The sequence below is a fragment of the Brooklawnia sp. genome (assembly GCF_049651565.1).
Taxonomy (GTDB): domain Bacteria; phylum Actinomycetota; class Actinomycetes; order Propionibacteriales; family Propionibacteriaceae; genus Brooklawnia.
Genome location: NZ_JBASCI010000251.1, coordinates 1 through 11,180, shown reverse-complemented (window position 1 = coordinate 11,180; position 11,180 = coordinate 1). Strand labels below are relative to the sequence as shown.

The window sequence follows — 11,180 nt, the reverse complement described above, 5'->3', positions numbered from 1 at the left end:
GCCCAGACCAGCACCAGCGAGCGGGCGCGTCCGGTGGCCGCCCCACCCCCGCAGCGACCGGGCCGGTCGGGCGGCAGCACGCTCGGCAGGCGCGGCATCTGGCTGCTGATCGGCTTCGTGGTCGTCTCGTTGCTGGTGCTGCAGATCAGGGCCTGCGGAGACCAGACCGACGGTGCCACCGGCCCAGCTGAGGACGCCTCGGTTGTGATCGAACCGGTGGAGATCGCGTCGGCGTTCGACTTCGACCCGGTCGCCGACGGCGGCGACCAGAACGAGAACTCCGACCAGGCGCAACTGGCGGCCGACGGCGACCCGTCCACCGTGTGGCGCACGCTGACCTACCTGAACAACCCGGCCTTCGGCGGCCTGAAGCCGGGCGCCGGCATGGTCTTCGACCTCGGCCGGGAGGCCACGGTCGCCAACGTGTCGCTGATCCTGGACAACCAGCCGAACGGCCTGCAGTTGATGATCCCGACCGAGGCCGACCCGGCCTCCGCACTGCCGCCGATGAACACCGTCAACGAGTGGCAGGTGGTCGCCTCCGACCCGGCAGCAGGCCTGCAGGTGACCCTCACCCCCGACGAGCCGGTCACCACCCGCTGGGTGATGGTGTACTTCACCGAGCTGCCGCCGGTGGGCTCCGGGCTGTTCCGCTCGGGGATCGCCGAGGCCTACATCAATCGGTGACCTGCCGGGGGCGGCTCCTGCGGTTCGACTCCAGGGTGGACGGGACGATGTCGGGTGCCTGCAGCCGGCGGGCCACCGCGTCCCGGTCGTTGCGTTCCTGCGCGGACGCCGCCTGGGCCTCCGCCCGGGCCAGGTAGTTCTGCTTCTCCCGAGCCGCCCGGGCGGCGTCCCAACCCAGCAGTGGGCCGGCGATGGCGAGCACCTCGTCCACCGCCCCCGCGCCGCGGTCGGCCAACTCGTCACTGAGCCGCAGCCGGTGGGCCACGATGTCCTCCAGGTGCATCGCACCCTCCGCCAGGCACGCCCGGGCGACCTCGACCCGCAGGTACTGGGGAGCGGCCTGCACAGGTGCCGCGAGCGTGAGGTCTTCGTCGATCATCTCGAGCAGTTCGGGCAGTTCGCTGCCGTACCTGTCGAGCAGCTGCTGCACCCGGGCCGGCGTCCAGCCGTAGGTGCTGCCGATCCGCTCGGCCTGGTTCGACATCGCCGCCCAACCCCGGGCGCCCAGTAGCGGTGTGGACTCGGTGACCGACGGGCGCCGGGCGGCATGCTGGCGTCCGATCAGGAAGTCGACCGCATCGGCGGCCATCAGCCGGTAGGTGGTGAGCTTGCCGCCGGTCACCGAGACGATGCCGGGGGCGGCCTGCGCTATGCCGTACTCGCGGCTGATGCGGGTAGTGCCGGCCTCGTGACCGCGTCGGCTCCTGACCAGGGGACGCAGCCCGGCGTAACTTGTGACGACGTCCCTGGTGCCCAGCGGCCGGGCCAGGATGCCGTTGACGTCCCGGAGCAGTCGCTCGACGTCGGCCCGGGTGGGCACCGGGTGCACCAGCGGCTCGTGCCATGCGGTGTCGGTGGCCCCGATCACCCAGTGGTTGGGGGTCGGGACGACCGTTACAGCCGAGTCCCGGGTGCGGGTGAACAGGCCGGTCTGCGATTCGATCCGGTCCTTCGGTACCACCAGGTGGGTGCCCTTGGACGCCACCACGCGCAGCCCCGACCGGGCCTGGGCCAGCGCCTGGGTCTGCTCGGTCCAGACGCCGGTGGCGATGATCACCCCGCGGGTTCGGACCTGCAGCTCGTTGCCGCTCTCCAGGTCGCGGACGACCACACCGGTCACCGGGCCGTCCTCGGCCCGGGTCATCCGCACCACCTCCGCCCGGCTGAGTGCGCAGGCACCGTACCCGGCGGCGGTGCGCACCAGGGTGATCACCAACCGGGCGTCGTCCACCCGGGCGTCATGGAATTCCACCGCGGTGCCGAAGGCACCGGGACGAAGGTCGGGGCTCAGCCGGAGCGCCTCGACCCGGTCCAGCAGCCGGTGCTGGGGCAGGGCCTGCTTGCCGATGGTGCCGGTGAGCATCGTAGGTGTTGATGGCAGCGGCCGCCTTCCAGCGTTCGGAGCACCGGTCGGGCAGCGGCCACAGGAATGCCTGGGGCTTGACCAGATGGGGGGCGAGATGGCTGACCAGTCGACCGCGTTCCCGGATGGAGTCGGCGACCAGCCCGATGTCCAGCAGGTACAGGTAGCGCAGGCCACCCATCACCAACCTGGTGGAGCGGCTGGAGGCGCCCGAGCCCCAGTCCTGGGCCTCGACCACGGCCGTCCGCAGACCCCGGGACGCGGCGTCCAGCGCCACCCCGGCACCGGTTACCCCGCCCCCGATCACCACGATGTCGAAGTCATCGCTGGCGAGGGTCGTCAAGTCGCGCCGACGCTGCTCCTGGTTAAGCCGGTTGCCCATGTCCACCTCGTCATGGCTGTTGGCAGTGCCACTAACTACATTGCCCGAATCGGCGGGCGGTGAGCGAGCCGCTCGAGGCCAGTCTGCACCATGACAGGATGGCCGGGTGAAGTTGCTGATCATCCGTCACGGCGAGTCCGAGAACAACCGGTTGCACGCCTTGACCGGCTCGTATGAGGGACGCTCCCCCGACCCGCGGCTCACCTCGACCGGCGAGGAACAGGCCGGGCAGCTGGCCCAGGCCATGCTCAGCGGACTGCAGCCGGCCCCCCAGGTGCTGTACAGCTCGCTGATGTGGCGGGCGGTACAGACCTCGGCCGTGATCGCGGACGCCCTGGATCTGCCGGTGCTGGGCCACCTCGAGGCGTACGAGTGCGGCGGCCCCTACGTCGGGACGCCCCAGCAACCGATCCCGGCGCCGGGAGCGTCCGCCAGCGAGCTGGTCGGGATCACCCCGCGGCTGCAGCTACCGGTCGGGGTGGACGAGACCGGCTGGTACCGCGGTGACGGCGAGGATGACCGGGAGCGCGCCCAACGTGGAGCCCGAGTGATCGAGGGACTGAAGCGGCTGTACCTGGGCCAGGAGATCCTGATCGGTTTGGTCTGCCACGAGTGGATCAGCCAGCACCTGGTGCGGGCGGCATTGGGTTTTCGCGCCCGTGACGGGGTCGCGGAGCCGTGGCTGAGCCTGCGGAACACCGCCACCACCCTGATCGACTTCGAGCAGCCGGTTCCGGTGACCGAGATTGACCACCAGGGTGGCGAACTGGAGCGGGTGCTGCACTGGCACAACAACTATGTCCACCTGACCCCCGGGCTGCTGACCGGCTAGCGGTCTGCTTCCGCTCTATAGTGCTGTATCGGACTTCAGCTAGATTGCCCTGGCGATCGCATGCCGCAGAGATCGGCGCCCGTCACCCAACGGTCGGGCAGTATTGAGAGTGCCAGATCTCCCTGGGCCTCGTGGGCCCCCGAATGTCGGGTCCTGGTCGTATCTAGCGGATTCCATAGAGCTCCACATAGGGCTCTCGACCGGTTGTCCGACTCCGTGCCCTCCTCCGCTCGGCCTCCTCCGCCGTGGGCGCCACCCAGACCACCACCACCGCCGCTGCAACGGGCTCCTCCCCACACTTCGAGAGAGCGGTCAGGAGTTCACGCTGCATGCTCCTCCGCGTGGTGCACCCGGGACCCGGACTCACGTTTCTAGCCTTTCTAGCGTCTGCGAGAGATACCCACATATTGCGCTCGACCTCCTTTAGCCAGAGCCACGATGAGGAAACTCGGTGAGAGACGGTTCGAGCCTCCGCCACCCGGGGCCGGGATTCGGATAATCGCACCCTGGATTGCGATTCTGGGCCGTTGAATCGTTGTACACGACTTCTGGCGTGCGGTTCTCCGAATTCTGCCCCGGGCATCTGGTCGATCACCCCAGCGCCCCCTTGCAAGCTGGCCGTCAAGGACTGGGAAACCGGTGGACCGGCAGGCGAGGAGCGGGTGTGTTGGCCAACGTGCAGCGCGGCCGTGGTAGCGAAGTATGGCAGTCTCTTCGCTTACCGCTAGACATAGCTATAGAACAGTCGACGCGCTTCGCGCCGCGGCCTGTCGTGGAATACCGTGTGCCCAACGGTTGTTCTTGAGTACTGACCAACGATGATGGTCGAGTCTCAGGTCGAAAGAGGGAGATCAGATGACGTCCAACCCGTTCGCAGTCAGCGGGCTGAGCACCGGTATCCAGCTCGGCGCCACCGAGGATGTGCAGGCCCCGGTTCCGGCAGACCAGCCCCAAGAGCCTACCGAAGTGCGCGACGTGATCATCATCGGCAGCGGCCCGGCGGGCTACACTGCAGCGATCTACTCCGCCCGGGACGGCCTCAACCCGCTGGTGCTGGAGGGCTCGATCGACTCGGGTGGCGCGCTGATGACGACCACCGACGTGGAGAACTTCCCAGGCTTCCCCGACGGCATCATGGGCCCCGACCTGATGGCCGCCATGCGCGCCCAGGCCGAGCGGTTCGGTGCCGAGCTGATCCAGGACGACGCGGTCAAGGTGGAGCTCGAGGGCCAGATCAAGTACGTGGAGGACTCCGACGGCAACCGGTACGCGGCCCGGACGGTGATTCTGGCCATGGGTTCCAGGTACCGCCGGCTCGGCATTCCGGCCGAGGACAAGTTCTCCGGCAAGGGCGTCAGCTGGTGCGCGACCTGCGACGGCTTCTTCTTCAAGGACAAGAAGATTGCCGTCGTCGGCGGTGGTGACTCGGCGGCCGAGGAGGCCACCTTCCTCACCCGGTTCGCCGACGAGGTAACGCTGATTCACCGCCGCGACCAGTTGCGCGCGTCCAAGATCATGGCCGACCGGGTCCTCGCCGACCCGAAGATCACCCCGATGTGGAACGCCGAAGTCGTCGACATGTCCGGCGACGGGAACCTCGAGGCGCTCACCCTGCGGGACACCCGGACTGGCGAGCTCAGCACCATGGAGATCGAGGGCCTGTTCGAGGCCATCGGGCACGACCCGCGGTCGGAGCTGGTCGCTGGCCAGGTGCATCTGGACGACGCCGGCTACGTGCTGGTCGAGGGTGACTCCACGCGGACGAACCTCCCCGGCGTGTTCGCCTGCGGTGACCTGGTCGACCACGTCTACCGGCAGGCCGTGACTGCTGCGGGGACAGGCTGTAAGGCCGCACTGGACGCCGAGCGCTACCTGGTCACCCTCGGTGACGTCCAGACCGCGGCCAAGGCACTGGCCTGACCGCCGAGGCAATTCCTGTCGGTCCCAACGGCTACGATGTCACGACGTAACCCGAGGAGAGGACACCCTTCAATGGCCGTCATCGACGTCACCGACGCCAGCTTCGCATCCGATGTGCTCCAGGCCGACAAGCCGGTGCTGGTCGACTACTGGGCCGACTGGTGCGGCCCGTGCCGGCAGCTATCGCCGATCGTTGAGGAACTGTCCAAGACCTACGGCGACCGGATGGTCTTCGCGAAGCTCGACACCAACACCAACCCGGACGTCCCGATGCGCCAAGGCGTCATGGCGCTGCCCACGTTGCAGTTCTTCGTCAAGGGCGAGGTCGTCCAATCGATTCAGGGCGGCAAGACCAAGGCCGGCCTGATCAAGGCAATCGAGGGTGTCCTCGAGGGCTGATCATCCAACGGTGCGGTTGGGCCGGGGAATGGCCAGCCTCAGCGTCCAAGCACCTGCATGATGCGGTCCAGGTCGTCGGCGTCGGCGAACTCGATGGTGAGCTTGCCCTTGCGCGCGCCGAGGCTGACCTGCACCCGGGTGTCCAGCCGATCGGCCAGCCCGGACGCGTACGCCTGCACGTGCTCCGGCACCTCCCGCACGCTGCGCAGCCGCGGCACACTGCCCCCGGCCGGCTCGTCTGACGCCAACGCGGCGGCCTCCTCGGCCGCCCGCACCGACATGCCCTCGGCGACGATCCGCTGGGCCAGCCGCTCCTGGGCGTCCGGCTCGGTCAGCACCAGGATCGCCCGGGCGTGCCCGGCCGACAGCACCCCGGCCGCGACCCGGCGCTGCACCCCGGTCGGCAGACCAAGCAGCCGCAATGTGTTCGAGATGTGCGGCCGCGACTTCTTCACCCGGGAGGCCAACTCCTCCTTGGTGCAGCCGAAGTCGTCCAGCATCTGCTGGTAGGCGGCTGCCTCCTCCAAGGGGTTGAGCTGGGTCCGGTGCAGGTTCTCCAGCAGCGCGTCGCGGAGCAGGTTGGCGTCCTCGGTCACCCGGACGATCGCCGGGATGTCTTTCAACCCGGCCAACTGATGGGCCCGCCAACGCCGCTCGCCCATCACCAACTGGTAGCCGGCGTCCTGCTTTCGAACCACGATGGGTTGCAGCAGGCCAACCTCGCCGATCGACTCGGCCAGCTCGGCCAACTCGTCCCCGTCGAAGTTCTGCCGGGGTTGCTGCGGGTTCGGGGAGATCTCGTCGACCGGGATCTCGGCGAAGTACGAGCCGTCCGGCATCGGTGCCGACGATCGGTGGGTGCCCGGCTGGTCGTCGACGTCAGTGCGCTGGAAGAGTTCGCCGAGCCCGCGCCCCAGACCGCCCGGCCGAGCGCCGCTCATGCCGACCTCCCTCGCCTGGCCGAGTACCCGTCCAGGCCGGCACCGCGGCGGGCGATCTCGCTGGCCGCCTTGAGGTACGCCTTGGCCCCCACCGACCGCGGGTCGTACCCCAGCACGGTGGTGCCGTAGCTGGGTGCCTCGCTCAGCCGCACCGAACGGGGGATCAGCGTCAGCAGGGTCTGCTCGGGGAAGTGGTTGCGTACCTCCTCGCCGACCTGGGACGACAGCTTGGTGCGCGCATCGAACATCGTCAGCAGCACGGTGCTCAGCTCCAGGTCGGGATTCAGTTCCTCCCGCACCAGCTGGATCGTCCGCATCAACTGGGTCACCCCCTCCAGCGCGTAGTACTCGCACTGGATCGGGATCAGGATCTCCGACGCCGCCACCAGCGCGTTCAGGGTCAGCAGGCCCAGCGAAGGCGGGCAGTCGAAGATCACGTAGTCGACCGGTTCGGCGTCCAGGAACCTGCGGACCGACTTCTTCAACCGCTGCTCACGTGCCACCTGGGGGACCAGTTCGATCTCGGCCGCAGCCAGGTCGATGGTGGCGGGGACGACGAAGAGGTTCTCGGCCTCCGGGGACCGCTGGGCGACCTCGGCGATGGGGGTCTGCTGCAGCAGCACCTCGTAGCTGCCCGGCACCCCGGTGCGGTGCTCGATGCCCAGGGCGGTGGACGCGTTGCCCTGCGGGTCGAGATCCATCAGCAGGACGCGCAGTCCGCCCCGCGCCAGCGCCGACGCGATGTTGACCGCGGTGGTGGTCTTGCCGACCCCGCCCTTCTGGTTGGCCACCACGATGGTCCGGGTGGCCAGCGGCGGCGGCAGTGGTGAGCCCAGCTCGACCGTTTCACGTGAAACGGGGTTCGTTGCCACAGCCACCATCGTTGCTTTCCTCCATCAAGGGTCCGGACCGGGCAGCCAGTACCCGCCGTCCCGGCGCCAGCGGTCACTCGGCGCCTCGCTCAAGGCACCGTGAAGTGAGGCTACTAGACGCAGGTGACGGTCCCGGGCACGCGTCCGGGCGTTTCGTCGGCTACCGGCCGTGAGTGGTGATCGGACTCAACGGTGGCGCAGGCCCGGGCCGGCTTTGATCGGACTTGCTGGCGTGGCGGACGTGTCACCGCCCGCGCAGGGGCTCGGATGGCATTGAGGAGAGTTGCCGGGGGACGCGTCACCGCAGGCGCGGGGCTTGCCGAACAGCAGAACAGTGAGCCCCGCATCGCGAGCTCATCATCGCCTGCTGGGGGGCGTTTCACGCGAAACGGTGGCAACCCGGACGACGTGGGTCGGCTCCAGATCGGGGGAGGCTCTCACCTCGAGGACCTCCGCCCCCAGCCGGTACCTGCGCAGCAGCGCTGCGGCATCCACAAGCTCCTGCCCGGCCGATGCCCCCTTCATCGCGAGCAGTTCACCGGTCGCTGCGAACAAGTGATGAGTCCAGCCGACCAGCTTGCCCAGCGGCGCCACCGCGCGGGCGGTCACCACTTCGAACCGTTCGTCCAGCTCTTCGGCCCGTCCCCGTAGCACCGACACCCGACCACCCAGGTCGAGTGCGTCCACCACTTCGGCAAGGAAGTCGCTGCGCCGCAGCAGCGGTTCCAGCAGCACCACCGTCAGGTCGGGCCGGGTTAGCGCAAGCGGGATGCCCGGCAGGCCGGCTCCACTGCCGACGTCCAGCACCCGCGCTCCCTGCGCCGGCAGGCGCGCCAGGGCGGCGCTGTTGAGGATGTGCCGTTCCCAGATCCGCTCGGCCTCCCGTGGCCCGAGCAGGCCCCGCTCGATGCCGTCGGTCGTCAAGATCTGGACGTAGCGAGCAGCCGAGTCGGCCTGGTCGCCGAAGACAGCGTTGGCGGCCGGGTGCACGGCTCACTCCGCCTTGCTGATGACCACCCGACGATTCGGCTCGACACCCTCGGACTCGCTGGCCAGCCCGGCCGAGGCTGCGATGTCGTGCACGATCTTGCGCTCGAACGGGTTCATCGGGGCCAGCCGCACCGGTTCGCCGGTCTGCTGCACCTCGACGATGGCCTCGGTGGCCAGGCCCTGCAGCTCGACCTTCCGCTTCTCCCGGTACCCGGCCACGTCCAGCATCAGCCGGCTGCGGCGTCCGGTCTCGGTCATCACGGCCAGCCGGGCCAGTTCCTGCAGGGCATCCAGCACCTCCCCGCCCCGTCCGACCAGCACTTCACTGTCGGTGACGATCGACACGTGGGCGCGGTCGGCCTCGGTGTAGATGTCGATGTCACCGTCGAGATCGGCGATCTCCAGCAGTTCCTCGAGGTAGTCGGCGGCGATGTCGCCCTCGTTGTCCAGCGGGTCGACGTTGGTCGGCTCCTCGCCGGCCACAGGCTCTGGCTCGGCTTCGGCAACGCGTTGTTCGGTATCCATGGTGTCTCCTGGTCTGGACGCGCACAGCCGCGCCCAAAGTCGGCGTGCGGCGTTAACTCTTCTTCTTGCGGGCGGCCCGGCTGCTGCGCTGCACCTGCTGGCGCTGGACGACCTGCCTGGCGTCGCCATCCTTGCGGACGGTGTCGCGGTTCACGGTCTGCCGGGTGACCTTCGCTGGTCCCTCGGTCGCCGTCCGGGTGGCCGGGCCGGCGCTGCGGGGCCGCTTGCGCGCCTTGTCGGCACGTGCCCGCTCGATGGCCTTGGGGTCCTTGCCCTTGGCGATCATCCGCTCCTCCCACTCGATGTAGGCGGGAGTGCCGGGGGTGGGGTAGTTGCGGATGATGATGTACTGCTGCGCCAGCGTCCACAGGTTGCTGATCATCCAGTAGATCAGCACGCCGACCGGGATGTTGGGGCCGATGAAGATGTACATCGCCGGCATCAGGTACAGCATCATCTTCTGCTGCTGGCCCATCGGGCCCTCGAACGCCGACGGCGGCATGTTGCGGCGCATCATGTGCAGCTGCTGGAAGAACAGCAGCAAGGTCATCGCGATGACCAGGATCAGGGTCAGCACCTGGGTGGCGCCGAAGCCGTCGGTGATCGGCAGGAAGGTGCCAGACAGCTCGGCACCGAAGATGGTGGCGTTGCTCAGCGAGTCGACCAGCTGCGGGTTGTCGACGAACCACTTCCCGCGGGCGATCCCGCGCGCGGCACCGTTCAGCACGTTGAACAGCGCCCAGAAGATCGGGAGCTGGATCAGCAGGGGAACGCAGCTCGCAGTCGGGCTGACGCCCTCCTCCTGGTACAGCTTCATGGTTTCCTGGCCGAGCCGCTCGCGGTCAGCGCCGTACTTCGACTGCAGCTCCTGGATCTTGGGCTGCAGCGCCTGCATCGCCCGCGATGAGTTGAGCTGCTTGGCGTACAGCGGCATCATCAGGCCGCGGATGATCACCGTCAGGCCGATGATCGACAGCGTCCAGGTCAGGCCGGAGTCGACGCCGAACAACGGCGAGAACACGCTGTGCCATAGCACGATGATCCCGGACACCGCCCAGTAGAGCGGCTGCATGATCGCGCTGCCGATCTTCCCGAGTTCGGTCCAGATATTCAGGATCACCATCGGATCCATGTCCATCAGGTCGTCACCTCACTGTTGAAGCCTTCCGGCCGGGACGACCGACCGCTTGATGAATCTGGGACCCCGAACTTGTCGGGGTGGGCGGCCATCTCGGCCTCGAATCGCGATCCGGGCACCGGGTCGAACCCGCCGTGGGCCCAGGGGTGGCAGCGTCCGAGCCGGCGCACGATCAGCCACGACCCGCGCAGGGCGCCGTGGATTCGCAACGCCTCCAGCCCGTAGGCCGAGCAGCTTGGGTAGTACTTGCAGACGTCGCCGTAGATCGGCGAGATGAACTTTCGCCAGAGCAGGACGAAACCGATCAGTGGGTACTTCAACGTCCCACCCCCAACCGGGCGAGGCTGGCCTGCCAGGCTGCGGCCACGTCATCGGGCACGCGACCGGGTTCGGTGGCCGCCGCCGGCAGGGCCCGGACGACAACGCAGACCCCGCCGGGGGTCTGCGCGAGTTGTGCTGCTGCCAAGTGCCGCAACCGACGCTTGACCCGGTTCCGGGTCACCGCATTGCCCACCTTCCTGGACACCACGAAGCCGACCTGCACCCGATCGGCGTCCGGCCGGGTGGCTGGCGACCGGCTGGCGTGCACCACCACAGTTGGACGCCCGGCGCGCGAGCCGTCCCGAACCGTCGCCTCGAACTGCCTCGACGAGCGCATCCGGAACGGAGCGGGCAGCATCACTCAGGCCGAGAGCTCGGAGCGGCCCTTGCGGCGACGGGCAGAGATGATGGCGCGGCCCGCACGAGTACTCATGCGCGAGCGGAAGCCGTGGGTGCGGGAGCGCCGGCGGTTGCTCGGCTGGAAAGTACGCTTGCTCAAGGGAAGTCTCCGTCGGTTGTTCTTGCATGCTTCGGTCGAAGCAGATCGTGGGCCCCGCCCGGCCACCACGCGGCTGATCCGCCTGCGTCTTGACTGGTCTGGCAACGGCGCACCAATATTACGCCACCGTGCAGCCATCGGCAAAAGCGCGAGTTGACTCATGCTGAATGCCCGCGTGGGCGGAGTCGTTGCCTCATCCAAGGATGCCCGCCTGGGTGGAACCATGATGGATGGAGCTCACCATGACCCAGCGACGAGCGGTGTTGCAGTCGCAGGTTAAGGCCTGGCCGAAAGCAACCAAGAAGGAGAAG

General features: G+C 68.4%; 13 protein-coding genes and 1 pseudogene. 4 read left to right on the top strand and 10 right to left on the bottom strand.

All coding sequences use genetic code 11. The annotated features are described in order from the left end of the window. Window positions 1-687: pseudogene (locus WBL05_RS11985) on the top strand (hypothetical protein); the annotation flags it as partial. Here WBL05_RS11985 and WBL05_RS11980 read toward each other — a convergent pair. Both WBL05_RS11980 and WBL05_RS11975 read right to left on the bottom strand, forming a co-directional pair. Further along, on the bottom strand, window positions 677-1,978 hold the full coding sequence (locus tag WBL05_RS11980) for a glycerol-3-phosphate dehydrogenase/oxidase (protein WP_424226206.1): 1,302 nt from the start codon (window positions 1,976-1,978) through the stop codon (window positions 677-679). The pseudogene WBL05_RS11985 and the gene WBL05_RS11980 overlap by 11 nt on opposite strands. Next, window positions 1,926-2,432 (bottom strand): FAD-dependent oxidoreductase, encoded by a 507-nt coding sequence (locus tag WBL05_RS11975; protein ID WP_424226203.1) that lies wholly within the window; start codon window positions 2,430-2,432, stop codon window positions 1,926-1,928. Before WBL05_RS11975 ends, WBL05_RS11980 begins: the two co-directional genes overlap by 53 nt. Window positions 2,433-2,538: 106 nt before the next feature. Between WBL05_RS11975 and WBL05_RS11970 the strand changes: the two genes are divergently transcribed. From WBL05_RS11970 to trxA, 3 genes are all read left to right on the top strand, one after another. Then, window positions 2,539-3,264, top strand: coding sequence for a histidine phosphatase family protein (locus WBL05_RS11970; RefSeq protein WP_424226202.1), 726 nt, complete (start codon window positions 2,539-2,541; stop codon window positions 3,262-3,264). A gap of 855 nt (window positions 3,265-4,119) precedes the next feature. After that, complete coding sequence (gene trxB, locus WBL05_RS11965; RefSeq protein ID WP_424226200.1) at window positions 4,120-5,184, top strand: thioredoxin-disulfide reductase; 1,065 nt, start codon at window positions 4,120-4,122, stop codon at window positions 5,182-5,184. A 72-nt stretch (window positions 5,185-5,256) separates the two neighbouring features. Further along, the gene (gene trxA / locus WBL05_RS11960) at window positions 5,257-5,583 is read left to right on the top strand and encodes a thioredoxin (protein WP_424226198.1); all 327 of its coding nucleotides are present in this window, start codon (window positions 5,257-5,259) and stop codon (window positions 5,581-5,583) included. Window positions 5,584-5,621: 38 nt separating this feature from the next. Here the strand turns inward: trxA and WBL05_RS11955 are convergent, their stop codons facing one another. The 8 genes from WBL05_RS11955 to rpmH form a co-directional block, all read right to left on the bottom strand. Beyond that, window positions 5,622-6,524, bottom strand: a complete 903-nt coding sequence (locus tag WBL05_RS11955) for a ParB/RepB/Spo0J family partition protein (protein WP_424226196.1) — start codon at window positions 6,522-6,524, stop codon at window positions 5,622-5,624. Continuing rightward, window positions 6,521-7,405 carry a ParA family protein gene (locus WBL05_RS11950; protein WP_424226194.1) on the bottom strand — a complete coding sequence of 295 codons (885 nt, stop codon included), beginning with the start codon at window positions 7,403-7,405 and terminating at the stop codon, window positions 6,521-6,523. Before WBL05_RS11950 ends, WBL05_RS11955 begins: the two co-directional genes overlap by 4 nt. Window positions 7,406-7,753: 348 nt before the next feature. Next, a complete protein-coding gene (rsmG, locus tag WBL05_RS11945; protein ID WP_424226192.1) occupies window positions 7,754-8,386 on the bottom strand; it encodes a 16S rRNA (guanine(527)-N(7))-methyltransferase RsmG in 633 nt (210 codons plus the stop codon). Window positions 8,387-8,389: 3 nt separating this feature from the next. Then, a complete protein-coding gene (locus WBL05_RS11940) occupies window positions 8,390-8,911 on the bottom strand; it encodes a protein jag (RefSeq protein ID WP_424226190.1) in 522 nt (173 codons plus the stop codon). A 52-nt stretch (window positions 8,912-8,963) separates the two neighbouring features. Next, window positions 8,964-10,043: a membrane protein insertase YidC gene (yidC, locus tag WBL05_RS11935; protein ID WP_424226205.1), complete on the bottom strand. Its 1,080-nt coding sequence runs from the start codon at window positions 10,041-10,043 to the stop codon at window positions 8,964-8,966. A 5-nt stretch (window positions 10,044-10,048) separates the two neighbouring features. Next, complete coding sequence (yidD, locus tag WBL05_RS11930) at window positions 10,049-10,369, bottom strand: membrane protein insertion efficiency factor YidD (RefSeq protein ID WP_424226189.1); 321 nt, start codon at window positions 10,367-10,369, stop codon at window positions 10,049-10,051. Next, window positions 10,366-10,728, bottom strand: a complete 363-nt coding sequence (rnpA, locus tag WBL05_RS11925) for a ribonuclease P protein component (protein ID WP_424226188.1) — start codon at window positions 10,726-10,728, stop codon at window positions 10,366-10,368. Before rnpA ends, yidD begins: the two co-directional genes overlap by 4 nt. Window positions 10,729-10,731: 3 nt before the next feature. Next, window positions 10,732-10,869, bottom strand: coding sequence for a 50S ribosomal protein L34 (gene rpmH, locus WBL05_RS11920; RefSeq protein WP_424226186.1), 138 nt, complete (start codon window positions 10,867-10,869; stop codon window positions 10,732-10,734). Window positions 10,870-11,180: the final 311 nt, after the last annotated feature.